This is a genomic window from Pseudoxanthomonas sp. PXM02 (genome assembly GCF_014851805.1).
GTDB lineage: Bacteria > Pseudomonadota > Gammaproteobacteria > Xanthomonadales > Xanthomonadaceae > Pseudoxanthomonas_A.
The window spans coordinates 631,650-647,787 of record NZ_JACVAK010000001.1; the positions used below are offsets into that span (position 1 = coordinate 631,650).

General features: G+C 67.9%; 19 protein-coding genes, 2 tRNA genes and 1 other RNA gene. 6 read left to right on the forward strand and 16 right to left on the reverse strand.

From position 1 onward, the window contains the following. The first annotated feature begins 1 nt into the window (after window position 1). The gene (locus tag IB225_RS02895) at window positions 2–514 is read left to right on the forward strand and encodes a Slp family lipoprotein (protein WP_192309597.1); all 513 of its coding nucleotides are present in this window, start codon (window positions 2–4) and stop codon (window positions 512–514) included. Between the two features lie 72 nt (window positions 515–586). Here IB225_RS02895 and IB225_RS02900 read toward each other — a convergent pair whose 3' ends face one another. From IB225_RS02900 to dnaX, 4 genes are read right to left on the reverse strand one after another with little or no spacing between them, the layout of a single operon-like run. After that, complete coding sequence (locus IB225_RS02900) at window positions 587–940, reverse strand: histidine triad nucleotide-binding protein (protein WP_192309598.1); 354 nt, start codon at window positions 938–940, stop codon at window positions 587–589. 29 nt (window positions 941–969) lie between these two features. Beyond that, window positions 970–1,566, reverse strand: a complete 597-nt coding sequence (gene recR, locus IB225_RS02905; RefSeq protein ID WP_192309600.1) for a recombination mediator RecR — start codon at window positions 1,564–1,566, stop codon at window positions 970–972. 52 nt (window positions 1,567–1,618) lie between these two features. Continuing rightward, window positions 1,619–1,939, reverse strand: coding sequence for a YbaB/EbfC family nucleoid-associated protein (locus IB225_RS02910; RefSeq protein WP_062358613.1), 321 nt, complete (start codon window positions 1,937–1,939; stop codon window positions 1,619–1,621). A 7-nt stretch (window positions 1,940–1,946) separates the two neighbouring features. Then, window positions 1,947–3,707 carry a DNA polymerase III subunit gamma/tau gene (gene dnaX / locus IB225_RS02915; protein WP_192309602.1) on the reverse strand — a complete coding sequence of 587 codons (1,761 nt, stop codon included), beginning with the start codon at window positions 3,705–3,707 and terminating at the stop codon, window positions 1,947–1,949. 131 nt (window positions 3,708–3,838) lie between these two features. Here dnaX and IB225_RS02920 point away from each other — a divergent pair. Together IB225_RS02920 and ffs are read left to right on the forward strand one after the other, a co-directional pair. Beyond that, a tRNA-Ser gene (locus IB225_RS02920) sits at window positions 3,839–3,931 on the forward strand. A 72-nt stretch (window positions 3,932–4,003) separates the two neighbouring features. Next, an RNA gene (gene ffs, locus IB225_RS02925) (signal recognition particle sRNA small type) lies at window positions 4,004–4,100 on the forward strand. An 18-nt stretch (window positions 4,101–4,118) separates the two neighbouring features. Here ffs and IB225_RS02930 read toward each other — a convergent pair. The 7 genes from IB225_RS02930 to IB225_RS02960 are packed head-to-tail and all read right to left on the reverse strand — an operon-like array spanning window position 4,119 to window position 8,823. Then, window positions 4,119–5,141 (reverse strand): YncE family protein, encoded by a 1,023-nt coding sequence (locus IB225_RS02930; protein ID WP_192309604.1) that lies wholly within the window; start codon window positions 5,139–5,141, stop codon window positions 4,119–4,121. Continuing rightward, entirely contained in the window at window positions 5,138–5,566 is a 429-nt protein-coding gene (locus IB225_RS02935; protein ID WP_192309606.1) for a molybdenum cofactor biosynthesis protein MoaE, read from the reverse strand. The genes IB225_RS02930 and IB225_RS02935 overlap by 4 nt, the downstream gene beginning before the upstream one ends. Before the next feature lie 2 nt (window positions 5,567–5,568). After that, on the reverse strand, window positions 5,569–5,814 hold the full coding sequence (locus tag IB225_RS02940) for a MoaD/ThiS family protein (protein WP_192309608.1): 246 nt from the start codon (window positions 5,812–5,814) through the stop codon (window positions 5,569–5,571). Next, entirely contained in the window at window positions 5,811–6,293 is a 483-nt protein-coding gene (moaC, locus tag IB225_RS02945; protein ID WP_192309609.1) for a cyclic pyranopterin monophosphate synthase MoaC, read from the reverse strand. The genes IB225_RS02940 and moaC overlap by 4 nt, the downstream gene beginning before the upstream one ends. Window positions 6,294–6,309: 16 nt before the next feature. Continuing rightward, window positions 6,310–7,323, reverse strand: coding sequence for a GTP 3',8-cyclase MoaA (gene moaA / locus IB225_RS02950; protein WP_192309611.1), 1,014 nt, complete (start codon window positions 7,321–7,323; stop codon window positions 6,310–6,312). Then, window positions 7,320–8,072 carry an MBL fold metallo-hydrolase gene (locus IB225_RS02955; protein WP_192309613.1) on the reverse strand — a complete coding sequence of 251 codons (753 nt, stop codon included), beginning with the start codon at window positions 8,070–8,072 and terminating at the stop codon, window positions 7,320–7,322. The genes moaA and IB225_RS02955 overlap by 4 nt, the downstream gene beginning before the upstream one ends. Window position 8,073: 1 nt before the next feature. Beyond that, a complete protein-coding gene (locus IB225_RS02960; RefSeq protein ID WP_192309615.1) occupies window positions 8,074–8,823 on the reverse strand; it encodes a 3-deoxy-D-manno-octulosonic acid kinase in 750 nt (249 codons plus the stop codon). Between the two features lie 19 nt (window positions 8,824–8,842). Here IB225_RS02960 and IB225_RS02965 point away from each other — a divergent pair, with 19 nt between their 5' ends. After that, window positions 8,843–9,892, forward strand: a complete 1,050-nt coding sequence (locus IB225_RS02965; protein WP_192309617.1) for a glycosyltransferase family 9 protein — start codon at window positions 8,843–8,845, stop codon at window positions 9,890–9,892. After that, window positions 9,889–12,876: a spermine synthase gene (locus IB225_RS02970; RefSeq protein WP_192309619.1), complete on the forward strand. Its 2,988-nt coding sequence runs from the start codon at window positions 9,889–9,891 to the stop codon at window positions 12,874–12,876. The genes IB225_RS02965 and IB225_RS02970 overlap by 4 nt, the downstream gene beginning before the upstream one ends. Here the strand turns inward: IB225_RS02970 and IB225_RS02975 are convergent. Both IB225_RS02975 and IB225_RS02980 read right to left on the reverse strand, forming a co-directional pair. Continuing rightward, the gene (locus IB225_RS02975) at window positions 12,852–13,259 is read right to left on the reverse strand and encodes a DUF6165 family protein (RefSeq protein WP_192309620.1); all 408 of its coding nucleotides are present in this window, start codon (window positions 13,257–13,259) and stop codon (window positions 12,852–12,854) included. The two genes, IB225_RS02970 and IB225_RS02975, sit on opposite strands and share 25 nt — an antisense overlap. Before the next feature lie 109 nt (window positions 13,260–13,368). Next, window positions 13,369–13,459 (reverse strand) — tRNA-Ser (locus tag IB225_RS02980). A 217-nt stretch (window positions 13,460–13,676) separates the two neighbouring features. Between IB225_RS02980 and IB225_RS02985 the strand changes: the two genes are divergently transcribed. After that, window positions 13,677–14,381 carry a PP2C family serine/threonine-protein phosphatase gene (locus tag IB225_RS02985; RefSeq protein WP_055942014.1) on the forward strand — a complete coding sequence of 235 codons (705 nt, stop codon included), beginning with the start codon at window positions 13,677–13,679 and terminating at the stop codon, window positions 14,379–14,381. 12 nt (window positions 14,382–14,393) lie between these two features. Here the strand turns inward: IB225_RS02985 and dnaQ are convergent, their stop codons facing one another. From dnaQ to rnhA, 3 genes are read right to left on the reverse strand one after another with little or no spacing between them, the layout of a single operon-like run. Then, a complete protein-coding gene (dnaQ, locus tag IB225_RS02990) occupies window positions 14,394–15,122 on the reverse strand; it encodes a DNA polymerase III subunit epsilon (protein ID WP_192309622.1) in 729 nt (242 codons plus the stop codon). After that, window positions 15,122–15,682 carry a GNAT family N-acetyltransferase gene (locus IB225_RS02995; protein WP_345776562.1) on the reverse strand — a complete coding sequence of 187 codons (561 nt, stop codon included), beginning with the start codon at window positions 15,680–15,682 and terminating at the stop codon, window positions 15,122–15,124. Before IB225_RS02995 ends, dnaQ begins: the two co-directional genes overlap by 1 nt. Beyond that, the gene (rnhA, locus tag IB225_RS03000; protein WP_192309624.1) at window positions 15,679–16,128 is read right to left on the reverse strand and encodes a ribonuclease HI; all 450 of its coding nucleotides are present in this window, start codon (window positions 16,126–16,128) and stop codon (window positions 15,679–15,681) included. Before rnhA ends, IB225_RS02995 begins: the two co-directional genes overlap by 4 nt. Window positions 16,129–16,138: the final 10 nt, after the last annotated feature.

The following is a 16,138-nucleotide window of genomic DNA, read 5'->3' on the forward strand; positions in this document are numbered from 1 at the left end:
CATGAACTTTCGCTTCGCCGTCGTCGTCGCAGCCGCTGCGCTGCTTTCCGCCTGCGCCACGGCACCCAAGCCGCTGCAGGGCAGCTTTACCGAGGTCAATCCGCGCGACTCGGTGGGCGCACCTCAGGTGGGCGCCCCCGTGCGCTGGGGTGGTCGCATCATCAGCACCACGCCGGGCCAGAACACTACCTGCTTCCAGCTGGTGTCGCGTCCCCTCGCCGGCACGGGCCGGCCGCTCTCGTCGGCACCCGATGCGACCGATGGCCGCTTCATCGCCTGTCGCGCCGGCTTCTACGATCCGGCCGTCTTCGCCGAGGGCCGCGAAGTGACCTTCGTCGGCAAGATCGAGGGCTACGAAAGCACGCGCATCGGCGACTACGACTACCAACTGCCGCGCGTCGCTGCCGACGTGGTCTACCTGTGGCCGGAGGTGCGTGAAGTCGAGGTTGTCCGCCCCTATCCGTATTACGACCCGTTCTGGGGTCCGCGCTGGGGCCGTTGGGGCTGGTGGTAAGCCACCACGCAACGAAAAAAGCCGCTCATTGAGCGGCTTTTTTCATGTCCTGCAATGGCGTGACACGAATGATCAGCCCGGTGTGCCGAAGCGCCCCAGCGGTGCACCGGCGAGCAGGTGCAGGTGGATGTGGAATACGGTCTGCCCGGCATCCTCGCGGCAGTTCATGACGACACGATAGCCGTCCTGCGCAAAGCCCTCGCTGCGCGCGTACGTGGCCGCGGCCAGCGCCAGCTTGCCGATCAGGTGCGCCTGATCGGGACGTACATCGTCGAGCGTGGGGATCGCCTCGTTCTTGGGAATGAACAGCACGTGCACGGGCGCCTGCGGCGCGATGTCCTTGAAACCGAGGACATCGTCGTCTTCGTAGACGATGGTGGCCGGAATCTCGCGGCGGATGATCTTGGCGAAGATGGTGTCGGTCATGGGATTCGCGCGTCCTCGTGCGGGTGCAATCAGGTCATTTCACTACGGCCGCCGAATGCATGCGCCAGCGTGCCGCGGTCCACGTATTCCAGCTCCCCGCCCAGCGGCACGCCGTGTGCCAGTCGGCTGGGCCGTACACCCTGCTGGCGCGCCAGCTGCGCCAGATAGTGCGCCGTAGCCTCGCCTTCGACGGTCGGATTGGTGGCGATGATGAGTTCAGTGGCTTCGCCCTGCGCGAGCCGCGCCGAAAGCGCATCCAACCCCAGTTCGCGTGGACCTATGCCGTCCAGCGGCGACAGCCGGCCATGCAGAACGAAGTAGACGCCGCGATAGCCGGTGGCCTGCTCGATCGCCAGGCGGTCCGACGGGGATTCGACAATGCACAACTGGTGACGGTCACGGCTGCCACTCGCACACAGCGTGCAGATCGGACCCTCGGTGAAGTCGCGACACTGCTCGCAATGACCTATCTGGTCCAGCGCCTCGGCCAGCACGCCAGCCAGGCGCCTTCCACCATCCCGCTCGCGGTCGAGCAGGTGGTAGGCCATGCGCTGTGCCGTCTTCTGGCCGACTCCGGGCAGGACGCGCAACGCTTCGATGAGCTGTTCGAGCAGCGGGCTGGACATGTCGTGTCAGGACGGCAGCGGAAGCACCACCGTCAACCGGTGCAGGCAGCGATCAGAACGGCATCTTCATGCCCGGCGGCAGCGGCATGCCGGCCGTGGCAGCGCCCATGCGCGACTTCGATTCCGCGTCGACCTTGTTGGACGCGTCGTTGAACGCCGCCGCGATCAGGTCTTCCAGCATCTCCGCGTCGGACAGCAGCGAGGGATCGATGCGGACCTTGCGACATTCCTTGGCACCCGTCAGCGTCACGCTGACCATGCCGCCACCGGCGTTGCCGGTGACTTCCAGCTTGGCGAGTTCTTCCTGGGCGCGCTGCAGGTTCTCCTGCATCTTCTGCGCCTGCTGCATCAATTGGGCGATGTTTCCACGCATGTCGTGATCACTCTTCGTAAGGTCGGATGGAGTCCGGCACGAGCCTGGCGCCATGCTGTTGCATCAGCTGCCGCACGTCCGGATGGTTCATGAAGGTTTCTTCGGCGACGTTCTGGCGCTCGTCGCGCTGGCGGTGGCTGCGCTCCTTGAGCGTCTCGCCGTCGGCCGTGGTCGTGGCGAAGGCCAGGCGCGGCGCCACGCCGTAGCGGCTGGCGATCGCTTCGCCGAGTTCGCCCAGCGTGCGCTCCGAGCGCAGGTAGTCGAAGCCGCTGTCCAGCGCCAGTGTCAGCGTCCCGTTGGCGTACCCGGCGAACGCGACGTTGTCGACCAGTTGCTTGCCCACGCCCTTGAGGCCACAGGTGCCGGCGAAATGCAGCCAGGTCTCCGCATCGGTGATGCCGATGTCCACGGGCATGGTCGAGGCGGCAGGCGGCGCCGACATGACGGGTGCCGCAGCGGGGGTGGACGGCGTTTCAACCGGACGCCACGGCGGCACGTCATCGTCCTTGGATGCCACAGGCTGCGGCGGCATGGGGCGTTCTTCGCGCGCCATCTGCTGCGGGGGCATCACCGGTTCCGGCGCCGAGGCGACACGCGCTGTGGGAGACGGCGTGGACGGCGCGGCCGAGGCTGTCTGTACCGATGCGGATGCCGACGGCGTACGCGCATCGCCGCGCATCTCGCCCGGCTGCGCCGGCCGGAAGGCCAGCATGCGCAGCACGCTCATCTCGAAGCCGGCACGCCCGCTGGGTGCCAGATGCAGATCGCGACGGCCGTTGATGGCCATCTGGTACCAGAGCTGCACGACTTCCGGCCGCAGCTGCCCGGCGAACGCATCGACATCGACGCCCTCCGCCTCCACCTCGGCCGAGGGCACCAACTGGCGCACCTGGATGCGATGCAGGGCTTCGGCCAGGGCATCCAGCACGCCGGTCCAGTCGGGCGAGAACTCCGCCAGCCGCGCCACCACCTGCAACAGCCCCTCGCCGTCACCGGCAGCGAGCGCCTCCAGCATCGCGCTCACCTGGGTGCGGTCCACCGTGCCCAGCATCGTGCGCACGCCTTCATCACTTAGCGCGCCACCGGCATAGGCGATGGCCTGGTCGAGCAGCGACAGGCCGTCGCGCAGCGAGCCGTCGGCCGCGCGTGCGAGCTGGGCGATAGCGGCTGCATCGGCCTCGATCGCTTCGGCACCCAGGATCTTGGTCATCTGGCCGCGGATCTGCTCCTCGTCCAGGCGCTTGAGGTTGAATTGCAGGCAGCGCGACAACACGGTGACCGGCAGCTTCTGCGGGTCGGTGGTCGCCAGCAGGAACTTCACGTGCTCCGGCGGCTCCTCCAGTGTCTTCAGCAGCGCGTTGAACGCCGCCTTCGACAGCATGTGCACTTCGTCGATCAGGTAGACCTTGAACTTGCCGCGCGATGGCATGTATTGCGCGTTCTCGATCACCTCGCGCACGTCGTCCACACCGGTGTTCGACGCGGCGTCGATCTCCAGCAGGTCGATGTAGCGGCCGGCATCGATGTCCAGGCAGGCCGGGCACTGGCCACAGGGATCGGCACTGGTGCCTTTCTCGCAGTTCAGCGACTTGGCGAAGATGCGGGCGATCGTGGTCTTGCCCACGCCGCGCGTGCCGGTGAACAGAAAGGCGTGGTGGACGCGGCCGCTGTCCAGCGCGTTGGTCAGCGCGCGGACAACGTGTTCCTGGCCCACCAGCTCGGCGAAACGCTTGGGACGCCACTTGCGGGCGAGGACGAGGTAGGACATGCCGACATTGTGCCACGCCCTGCCCGTCCTCCCTCCGCTCCCTGGCCCGACCACGGCTTCGCTTGTGGCCGCCCCCCTGCGAAGGCTAGAATTCACGCCCCTGAAAGCAGCCCCGGCCGCATTCAGGTCCCGGAGAGGTGTCCGAGTGGTTGAAGGAGCACGCCTGGAAAGTGTGTAAGCGTCTAAACCGCGCTTCGGGGGTTCGAATCCCCCTCTCTCCGCCAGTTTCATCGCAACCTGCAATGGCGGGTTGACGACGAACCGCGCTCCGGCGCGGTTTCGTTTCTATGGTGGCCCCGTCGGCCCCTCGCGACGCTAGGTCGAAAATCCCGCCAGGGCCGGAAGGCAGCAACGGTATCGATCGATGCGGGCGCCGAGGTCAGCCGGCGGGGCTACCGCCTTTTCGGGCATTCAATCGGCAACGATGCCCAACGCATCCGGCTCGCGACCGGTGACCCAGTAGTCGATCACCTGCCAACGCTGCGTATCGATGACGGCGATGCGGTCGCCGCCACTGATGGCCACGTAGGCACGCGGGCGATCGGCCGCGACCACCACGCCGATCGGTAGCGCCGCATTGCCCAGCATGGTGGGTTGGTAGGTCACGTCGTCGCGCGATAACGGCACGCTCGCCACCGGCACCTTGCTGCGCGCATTGAACACCGCCAGCGTCGCGGCCCGCGCGTTGGTGACGTACGCCAATGCACCATCGGGTGAGAACACCACGCGGATCGGGAAGCCCTTGCTGCTCATCCGACGTTTGACCGCCAGCGTGCGCGGATCGTGCACGGTCAGCGTGCCGTCCTCGCGGTTCGTCACCCAGACTTCCGCTCCGTCCGGACGTACCGCCACGCCTTCGGCACCCTTGCCTGCCGGCCGCTCGATGGTCTTCACGCCAGCCAGCAGGTCGATCCGGCTCAGGGTGCCGGCCTGGATCTTGGTGAGCCAGGCGACGTTTCCGTCCGGCGACACCGCGATCATGTGGCCGGTGCCGGCGCCGACATCGATCACCCGCTCGATCTCGCCGGACGCGATATCCACGATGAGCACGCTGGCCGACGCTTCCGTCGTCACCAGCACACGGCGACCATCGGGCAGGAAGCGCAGACCATGCGGCGCGCCGTGCTGGCCCAGGTCGATCGAGCGCGTCGGTTTGCCATCCACGAGGTCCAGCACCGACAGCGTGCTGCCGGTCTTCGCATCGCCGTAGTTCGTCACCACCGCCTGGCGGCCATCCGGCGCGACTGCGATCTCGTGCGGTGCTTCGCCGGTACGGAACTCGCCCACCCGGCGGCCATCGCGCAACGACAGGCGCCAGACCGTGTCGGCGGACTTGTTGCCCACCAGCAGTTCGGCCGCCCGCGTCGCGGACGATGACGCCCCCATGATCCCCAGCAGCACAACGGTGGACAGCCACGTCCGCATCGCGCTCATGCCTCCTCCGCCATCGGATGCAGCCAGTCCGCATCGCCTTCGCGATAATGTTCGCGCTTCCAGATCGGGACGCGCCGCTTCGTTTCGTCGATGATGTAACGACAGGCATCGAAGGCCGCACCACGATGCGCTGCGCTGACGCCGACCCAGACCGCCAGATCGCCGATGGCCAGCGTGCCGACACGATGTGCGCAGCATGTCGCGATAATGTCGAAGCGGGCCGTCGCCTCCGCGAGGATGCGCTCACCCTCGCGCTCGGCCAGGGCGGCGTAGGCCTCGTAATCGAGGCCGTCCACGGCACGGCCGGCATGATGGTCGCGCACCCAGCCCTCGAAGCTGGCGTAGCCGCCGGCACGCGGATCCAGCACCTGCGCGCGCAACGACGCGATATCCAGTGGCACCGAGGACAACAGGAAAGCCGGCATGCTCAGCCCCCGCTCACGGGCGGAATGAAGGCGACCTCACTGCCTGCCTTCGGCGCATCGTCCCAGCGTGCGAACTCGCCATCCACCGCGACCCGCAGGTGCTCGCGCGGCCACGAGAATCCATGCCGCGCCTGCGCATCACCGTACAACCCGGCAAGATCCGCGGCCGCGATGTCGACCGTTTCGCTGGCGACACCGGCGCGCTCGCGCAGGCTGGCGAAGTAGAGCAGCGTCAACGTCGCCATCACACCTGCCCCACGTCGCGCTTGCCGCCGCGCTTGCCCACCAGCTTGGCCGGGCCCAGCACGATCGCATGCGACAGCGCCTTGCACATGTCGTAGACCGTGAGCGCGGCGACGGTGGCGCCGGTCAGCGCTTCCATTTCGACGCCGGTGCGATGCACGGTGCGGACGTGGCAGTCGATGCGCAGCGTGGCATCGCCATCCCAGTCGATGGCCAGTCGGCAGCCGTCGATCGGCAGCGGATGGCAGAACGGGATCAACTCGTGCGTCCGCTTGACCGCCATCGTGCCGGCGATGATCGCGGTGTCCACGATGCCGCCCTTCGCACTGCGCAGCCCGCTCCGCTTGAGCTGGCGCGCCACCTCGGCGGGAAAACGCACGCGGCAGGTGGCCAGCGCTTCACGCGACGTCGCCGTCTTGCCGGATACGTCCACCATCGCGGGGCGGCCATCGCCATCCAGGTGGGTCAGGGTCTTGCGGGGCATGCGGATCCTGCGCGTTTCAACCGCCGATAAGATACATCTCGACACGCCGCCGGTCGCGTACTTCCGGGCTGCCGCGTACTTCGCTGTAGCGATCGCCTCGCGCACGCCACAGCTCCCCTACCCGTGCAGCCAACGCATCTTCGCCCAGCGCGAGAACCTCCCGCAGGCCGGTACCCTCCGACGCGAACAGGCAGGTGAACAACCGTCCATCCGCCGATACCCGTGCTCGATGGCAGTCGCCGCAGAACGGCGTGCTGACCGAACTGACGAAACCGATCTCACCCGCACCATCATCGAAGCCGTAGCGCTCCGCCACTTCGCCCCGGTAGTCCGCCTGCAGCGGATGCAGCGGCCAGCGCGCGGCGATGCGGTCGCGCAGCACCGACGACGGCACCATCCGATCGAGGCGCCAGTCGTTGCTGTCGCCCACATCCATGAACTCGATGAAGCGCACGACATGGCCGGTGCCACGGAAGTGCTCGACCAGCGGCAGCACCTGGTCTTCGTTGACACCGCGCTGCACGACGGCGTTGATCTTCAGCCGCGTAAACCCGGCGGCGACCGCGGCGTCGATGCCTGCCAGCACGTCGTCCACACGCCCGCGCCGTCCCGACATGTCGGCGAACACCTGCGGATCCAGCGCATCCAGGCTCACGGTGATGCGGCGCAGGCCCGCCTCGTGCAGCGCCGCGGCCTGCTGCCCGAGCAGTACGCCGTTGGTGGTCAACGCAAGGTCGTCCAGTCCGGGAATCACCGCGAGCCGACGGACCAGTTCCGGCAGTCGCTTGCGCAGCAGCGGCTCACCACCGGTCAGGCGCAGCTTGCGCGTACCGAGGCGTACGAATGCGCGAACCAGCGTGTCGATTTCATCGAACGACAGCCGCTGCGACGCATCCGTTCCGTAGTCCTCGGGCACCCGATCGGCCGGCATGCAGTAGCCGCAGCGGAAATTGCAGGCGTCGATGACCGACAGGCGCAGGTCGTGCAGCGGACGCCCCAGCAGGTCATGCGGCAGCGGAAGCGGGTTCACGGCAGCGCGGTCGGCAACGGCTCGGCCAGCGGAAGCCCCTCGCCCGCCGTCGCAACGCGGTGTCCGCGCGCGCGCAGTGCCTCGGCATCGGCTTCGCTGGCGTAGTGGTAGAGCACGCAACGGGCCAGCAGGGCCGTCGGATACTCGCGCTCCAGATCGTCGATGCCGCTGTGCGATGGGTTGCCGTGCAAGGCGCAATCGTGGGCGATCACCTCGCCCGCATCAGCGTAACGCGCCAGCATTTCGGGGATCGGCCGCGTATCGCCGGTCCACACGACACTGCCGCGCAGGCGCAGGCCGAATGCCGTGTCCGGCCAGTGGTGCCGCACCGGGAACACTTCCAGGCGCTGCCCGTCATGCCAGAACGCGTCGCCGACCGGAATCAGCTGGAAAGCGTCCCAGAAGTTCGCGCCGCCCTCGGCCAGCACGTTCGGATAACTCGCGATGCGCTGGTGCAGCACCGGCACCAGCGGCGCCGGCACGTACAGGCGGATCTTGCCGCGACGCGCCGCATCGAAGTAGCTGGCCACGAACAGCCGCTCCATGCCGGCGACGTGGTCCAGGTGCACGTGGGTGATGAACACCGCGTCGGGCATGCCGCCGTACCGCGCCTGGTAGGCGGTGAGGCCTTCCCCGCCGCAGTCGATCGTCAGCCACGGCATCCCGCCCTGCTCCAGCGTCGCCATTGCAGAGCCCAGTTCGACGGCGCCGGCATTGCCGACGCCCAGGAAGCGCAGCGTCCAGCCCATGTCAGTAGCCTCGTGACCAGGCGTTGTCGTACGCACGGCGCAGGTGGGCGAAGTCGTAGCCCACCTCGGCCTCGCTGCGGCCGCCGCGCAGCTTGAGCAGCGAGCGCTTGAGTCGCGCGAGGTTCTGTTCGCGCCAAGCGGTGGCGGGAATGCGCAGGCGACCGCGATCGAAGTCGATCAGCCAGCCGTGCCCGCCGCTGTCGAAGAGGATGTTCTGCGCATTGAGGTCCGCATGATCCAGGCCGGCACGGTGGAACCGCGCCACCAGCCGGCCCGTGCTTTCCCACGGGGCATGGCCTTCGGTCTGGTGTGCGATGTCGGCCAGCGTACGGACCTCCATCAGCCGCTCCAGCAGGATCGCGGCGCGGTAGAACATGCCGTCGCGCACGTAGCTGGCGGCTACCGGTCGTGGCACCGGCAGGCCGCGCGCCAGCAACGCGCGCGTCAGCCGGAACTCGGCGAAGCTGCGGGTCCGGTCCGGTCCATGCCAGAGGTAGCGGTCCTGGCTGAGGCGCGCCGCCAGCCCGCCTCGCCGATAATGGCGCAGCACGCACTGGCTGGAGGGCGCATCGATGAACCAGGCACTGCCGCGTCCACCGCTGTCGACGGGTCGGGCGCGCTCGCCCCACTTCTCCGGCTGGAACCAGTCCGGGTCTGCTTGCCGCAGGTGTTTGCGGTCGAACAGAATCGCACCGTATCCGCTGCCTTCGCGGAACGGCGTCAGGGATTCCGAGGCGTCAAATCCGACCATCCAGCGAGTCTAACAACACTTGTCCACGATTCCCCACTCACTGTGCCTGCTTCGCCTGTCCGCGCTTGGCGACGTGACCCATGTCGTGCCGCTGGTGCGCACCCTGCAGCGGCATTGGCCACAACTGCACCTGCACTGGGTGATCGACAAGGGCGGGTTCAAGCTGCTCGAAGGCCTGGAAGGCGTGACCTTCCACACCTACGACAAGAAGACCGGGCTGGCCGGCATGCGCGCCTTGCGCCGCGACCTGCCCGGCGACCGTTTCGACGCGTTGCTGCAGATGCAGGTGGCCCTGCGCGCGAACCTGCTGTCGGCCTTCATCCCGGCGCGCCGCCGGATCGGCTACGACCGCAGCCGCTCGAAGGACCTGCATGGACTGGTGATCAACGAACGCATCCCCGATCGACCGGGCATCCACGTACTGGATGCGATGGGCAGCTTCTGCGAGCCGCTGGGCTTGAAACAGACCGAGGTGGTGTGGGACTTGCCCGTGCCCGTCGATGCACATGCCTGGGCCGCGGCCCAGTGGCCTGCCGACGGCACGCGCACGCTGGTCATTTCCCCCTGCTCCAGCCATGTGCGCCGCAACTGGTACGCCGACCGCTATGCCGCCGTCGCCGATCACGCGGCGGCACAGGGCTGGCGCGTGGTGCTGTGCGGCGGGCGCAGCGACCTGGAACGGCAGACTGCCGATGCCATCAGTGCTGCGGTGCATACACCGGTGCTGGACTTGGTCGGCAAGGACACGCTGAAGCAATTGCCGGCGCTGCTGGCACGCGCCGACCTGGTGATGACGCCCGATTCCGGCCCCATGCACATCGCCAACGCGATGGGGACCGCGGTGCTCGGCCTGCATGCGGCCAGCAATCCGCGGCGGAGCGGCCCCTATTCCAGCGTCCGCTATTGCGTGGATCGTTACGACGATGCGGCGCGCCGCTACAAGGGCAGGCCGGCCGCCGAACTGAAATGGGGCGCCAAGATCGAACACGATGGCGTGATGGAACTGGTGACCGTGGACGACGGCATTGCCGCCTTCGAACGGTTCCGGCAGGACCACGCTGACACATGAGGCTCCGCGCCGGCGCGCTGACGCTGTGGCTGTTCCTGGCGTCGGGCTTCGCCGGCCTGCTCTACCAGTCCATCTGGTCGCACTACCTGGGGCTCGTCGTCGGCCATGCGGCCTACGCGCAGAGCCTGGTGCTGGCGATCTTCATGGGTGGCATGGCGCTCGGCGCCTGGGCGGCCGGACGCGGAACGCCGCGCTGGCGCCACCTGCTGCGGCTGTACGCCATCGCTGAAGCCGTGATTGGCGTGATCGGCCTGGCCTTCCATCCGCTGTTCGACGGCTACCTGCGCGTGTCCCAGTCGCAGGTGCTCCCGTGGCTGGGCGAGGGCCTCGCCGCGCATGCCTATCCCTGGCTCAGTGCCGTAGTAATGCTTGCGCCCGCCTGCGTGCTGCTCGGCGCAACCTTCCCGCTGCTCAGCGCCGGGTATCTACGCGCCGTCCCCGATCAACCGGCTCGTGCGCTGGGTGGGCTCTATTTCAGCAACAGCCTCGGCGCTGCGCTGGGCGCGCTGGCGGCGACCTTCCTGTTGCTGCCGGCATGGGGATTGCCCGGCACGCTGACAGCCGCCGGCACGATCAACCTGCTGGTGGCCGCGGGCGCGTGGTGGCTGTCGCGGCGGCTGGTCGAACCCACGGCCGTCGTCGAAGCCGCGCCGTCACCCGCACCCTCGACGGCTGCATACGGCAACATCGCGCCCGGTGCGTTGACACTGATCGCCCTCCTGTCGGGCGCATGTTCTTTCGTCTACGAGATCGGCTGGATACGCCTGCTCAACCAGGCACTCGGTACCACCCTGCACGCCTTCGAGCTGATGCTGGCCGCCTTCCTGCTGGGACTGGCGTTCGGCGGCGCCTGGGTCTATCGCCGCGCGGCGCGCCTGACCGATCCGGTGCGGATCGCCGCAGCGGCGCAGATCGCGATGGGCGTGGCCGCGTTGCTGTCGCTGATCGCGTTCGCGCACTCCTTCCGCTGGGTAGGCGCGTTGATGGCGGCGCTGTCGCGCAGCGAGGGCGGCTACGCGCTGTTCACGCTAGGAAGCGCCGGCATCGCCTTGCTGGTGATGCTGCCGGCCACCTTCTTCGCCGGCATGACGTTGCCGCTGTTCACCCTCGCGTGGCTGCGTGCGGGTCGCGGCGAAGCCGGCATCGGCCGGTTGTATGCGGCCAACACCGTGGGCGCCATCCTCGGCGTCGTGCTGATGATGCACGTGCTGATCCCGCTGCTGGGCGTGCGCGGCGGCATGGTGCTGGCGGCGGTCGGCGACATCGCACTCGGCTTCTGGCTGATGATGCGTAGCGAACGCGAGGTTTCATCCAAGCTCGTCGGTGCGGCGATCGCGGCGCCGCTCCTTGCGATCCTGCTGTGCTTCACGGTCGGACAGCCCGACCCGCGCGAACAGGCTGGCGGCGTGTTCCGCACCGGCACTGCGCGACTGGACGACAGCACCGACGTGGTCTTTCTCCGCGACGGCAAGACGGCCACGGTCAGCGTGGTCGCGTCGACACATCACCGCTCCGCCGCACTCGCCACCAACGGCAAGTCGGATGCGGCGATGACGCTGGACCTCGACATGCCGCCGACCGGCGACGAACTGACCATGGTGGCGCTTGGTGCATTGCCGCTGGCCGCGCACCCGGCGCCGCGCCGGGTCGGCGTGATCGGCTGGGGATCCGGCCTGTCCACGCATACGTTGCTGGGCAGTCCCGCGGTGGAACGCGTCGACACGGTCGAGATCGAACCCGCCATCCACGCCGCCGCCCGGCGGTTCGGTTCCCGCGTGGCACGCGCGTACGACGACCCGCGCTCGCACGTGCACTTCGACGACGCGCGCCGTTTCTTCGCCAGCCAGGGCGCGCGCTATGACGTCATCGTGTCCGAGCCGTCCAACCCGTGGGTCAGCGGCGTGGCCAATCTCTTCTCGCAGGAGTTCTACGCGTTCCTGCGTGGGCGCCTGGCCGACGATGGCGTGCTGGTGCAATGGATGCAGACGTACGAAATCGACGATGCGCTGCTGGCCAGCATGCTCGCCGCGCTGCTGACGGAGTTCCCGCAGGTCGACCTGTATCTCTCCCACGACGTGGATCTGATCGTGGTGGCGCACGCGGGCCGCCGGCACGCGGCGGATGCGGCGCGCTGGGATCACCCGTCCCTGAGCGCGGAGCTCGCGCGCGTCGGCTTGCGAGGCGATGCGTCTCTGACATTGCGGCACATCGGCGATGAGCGCCTGGCCGCGCTGTTCGTCCGTGCCATGTCTGCGCCGGCTCACAGCGACTACACGCAGCATGTGGCCTTGCGCGCACCGGCATCGCGCTACCGCCGCGACTACTCGCAGACGCTGCAGCAGCTCGTCGACAACGGATTGCCCGTACTCGACCTGCTGGTGGACCACCAGCCGGTGCCGGCCGATGCCGTGGTGAAGGCCATGCCGGAGCACCGTTTCACGCTCGGCCATCGCCATGCGGTCATGACCGCCGCGCTGATGCGCGGCGCGCCGGTCCATCCGGTGGAGCGCGCGACGTTGCCGCGCGAGCTGGCGATGTCCATCGAAACGCTGCGCGGCCTGTCGCCGAACGCGCGCCAGGACCAGACCTTGTGGATGGACGCGGCCGCCGACGTGGCCGAAGCGACGCTGGGCTGGCTACCCGCCGGTGACCTGCAGGACGTATGGAACGCCCCCGCATGGGCGGCCGATGCCACCACGGTTCCCGCCATCGCCGAGGTCATGGCGCTGTACGCGGCCACCGCGGCGCGGGATCCGGTCGCAATGGGCACCCGTGCACGCGCCGTCCTCTCTTCTCCCCACCCCGTCACGCCCCGGATCCGCGAGCAGGCGCTGGTGATCGCGCAACTGTCGGCGCTGGCGCAGGGGGATGGCGCCTCCGTCGAGCCGTTGCACCAGCAGTACGGACGCCAGGTCACGCAGGCCGAGCGCTACCGGATGGTGCGCTACCTGCTGCGGATTCAGGGCGCGCCGGCGGCCCGGTAGTCCTGGTACGACTTCTCTTCGACGTAGGCGGAACCCAGCGCCAGGTTGATCGCCTTCTTGATGCGGGCGCGTTCGTCGTTCTCGAAATAGACGCTGCGGGCCAGGCGGACGAAATCGTCGTCGAAGGCCTGCGCCTTTTCCTTCAGCCGCACGTCATCCTCGATGACCCACAGGCGCTCGTTGACCGCCTTCAGCTGCGCACGCAGCTCGACGATGTCGGTGCCTGCCACCGGATGGGCCATCCAGGTCTTCTCCAGGGCGGTCAGTTCGTCGCGCACGTGCGCGAGCTTGGCCGGATCGCTCATGCGCTCGGACTTGATCTGCAGGATGGCGATCTTGTCCAGCAGCTCACCGAAGGACACGGGGACGAGGATCTCGGACATGGGGGGCTCCGGCGAAAGAAAGCCATTCTAGCGCCGCCCCCGCAACGGGTACCCGTGCAACGCAGGCGCCATGAACGCAAAAGCCCCCTTGCGGGGGCTTGCTTGAAACTGGCGGAGAGGGAGGGATTCGAACCCTCGATACGCTATTAACGTATGCCTGATTTCGAGTCAGGTACATTCAACCACTCTGCCACCTCTCCGGTGGCCCCGGGCTTCCCCGAGGGCGTGAATGATACGTGGCGGACCGCATCCGGACAAGCGTATCGATGCCCGCGGATCGCCAGAGCATCACTTTCTGTCCACCTCGATGAACCCCCGCAGGTCGCGTTGGGGTCATCTGCCTTGCCCGTTGTCCTGTCCGACCGGATCATTGCGTATGACCGGATAGGAAAAAACCGTCCGCACAGACAGGGCACCATGATCGAATTCGGCCACATCTCCCACGTCGGCCTCAGGCGCGAACTGAACGAAGACACCTACTACGGCGACAGCGAGCTTGGCCTGTGGCTGGTGGCCGACGGGATGGGCGGTCATGCCTGCGGCGAAGTGGCCAGTGCGCTCGCGCGCGAGACCATCGTCCGCGAGATCCGCGATGGCACGCCGCTGGCACAGGCGATCCGGATCGCCGACGAGGAGATCATCCGCACCTCGCGCCGTCGCAACGACACCTTGCCGATGGGCACCACCGTGGTGGCCGCCCGCATCCAGGGCAACCGCTTCGAGGTGGCCTGGGTCGGCGACAGCCGTGCCTATCTCTGGCGCGAAGGCCAACTGGCGCAGCTCAGCCAGGATCACAGCTACGTGCAGGAACTGATCGCCCAGGGGGCCCTGACCAGCGAGCAGGCGCGCACCCATCCGCACCGCAATGTCGTTACCCAGGCGCTCGGCGTCACCGATCCCAACCACCTCAACGTGGAAACCATGACCGGCGAACTGCGTCCCGGCATGCAACTGCTGCTGTGCAGCGACGGCCTGACCGAGGAAGTGGACGATCCGAGCATCGCCGCCACGCTGAAGCACGACGACTGCAGCGCACAGGAGTGCGTGGACACCCTGATCGCGGCCGCGCTGGATGGGGGTGGCTCAGACAACGTCACCGCCATCCTCGTGCGCTGCCACTGAGCCCCAGGCCGGTCAGCCGGCCTCGAGCACCGGCGGGTCCCACAGGCAGCGTCCCCCCGCCTTCTTGCGCAACACCGCCAGGCGCGCTTCATGCGCCGCCAGTTCGTCGGCGGACGCCGTCACCCGGGGGCGCGCACCCGCGACAGCGGGATCGAAGTGGTGGACGACAGCGGCCGGTGCACCCGGCGTCGCTTCTTCGGCACCTCCGAAGCCGATCTCACGCTGGCCCGCCGTCAGATTCAGATAGACATCGCATAGCAGCTGGGCGTCGAGCAGCGCGCCGTGCAACTGGCGATGGGTGTTGTCCACACCCAGGCGCTTGCACAGCGCATCCAGCGAGTTGCGCTGGCCGGGGAACCGTTGCCGCGCCAGCAGCAGGGAATCCTCTACGGTGACCCGGTCCGCCAGGCGACCGTACCGTTCGCCCAGCCGCGACAGTTCGTAGTCCAGGAAGCCCACGTCGAACGCCGCGTTGTGGATCACCAGTTGGGCACCGTCGATGAAGGCCAGGAACTCGTCCACAATCGCATCGAACACCGGCTTGTCGGACAGGAACTCCAGGCTGAGGCCGGTGACTTCAGCCGCACCTTGCTCGAATTCGCGCTGTGGATTGATGTACTGGTGGTAGGTCCGTCCGGTGGGACGACGCTCCAGCAGTTCCACGCAGCCGATTTCGACGACGCGGTTGCCCTTCTTCCACTCCAGGCCGGTGGTTTCGGTGTCGAGGATGATCTGGCGCATCAGGCGGCGGCTTCCTTGGAGAGGTGCAGGTGGAACAGGTCCACCGGGTGTTCGATGGCGGGGAGCACGATCATTCTGTCGAATTCGAATCCCAGTTTCTGCAACAGACCGATCGAAGCCACGTTGTCGGGATTGACGATGGCGTGCAGACGGACGATGCCGAGCCGGCTGCCCGCATCAGCGATGACGGCACGCGCAGCTTCGACGGCGAACCCCTGCCCCGCATATGCGGGCAACAGGGCATAGCCCAGGTCGGGGCCGTCCAGACCCTCACGGCTGACCAGCCCGCAATTGCCGATCAGGGCGCCCGTGTCCTTGCGCCGGATCGCGTACATGCCGAAGCCATGCTGCGCGTAGCTGCGCAGCGCGCCGTTGCGCAGGTAGTCGCGCGCCTGGTCGAGCGTGCGCACGCCGCGATCGGCGATATGGCGGATGAAGGCAGGGTCGTTGAGCAGCGCAAGCATCAGGGCCGTGTCGGCATCGTCGCCATCGGACATCGCATGCAGGTGCAGGCGGGGCGTCTCGGCGATGACCTGCCCCGGCACAAGCGCCACCGTCACGCCACCGCTCCGTTGCGGAACCGCACGGCCGCATTGCGCGCAAGCACGTCGACGCGCTCGTTGTCGGGGTCGCCGTTGTGGCCCTTGACCCACTTCCAGTCGATCTTGTGGCGGCCGGTCGCTGCATGCAGGCGCTCCCAGAGATCGCGGTTCTTCACCGGATCACCGCCCGCAGTCTTCCAGCCGCGTCGCACCCAGCCCGGCATCCATTCGGTGATGCCCTGCCGGACGTACTGCGAATCGATGTGGAGCGTGACCTCGCAGCCTTCGGTCAGCACCTCCAGCGCGGCGATGGCGGCCATCAGTTCCATGCGGTTGTTGGTGGTCTGCGCCTCGCCGCCGACCACTTCGCGCTCCTTCTCGCCGTAGCGCAGCAGTGCGGCCCAGCCGCCGGGGCCGGGATTGCCCAGGCAGGAGCCATCGGTATGGATGCTGACGTGCTTCATGTGTCCTCGT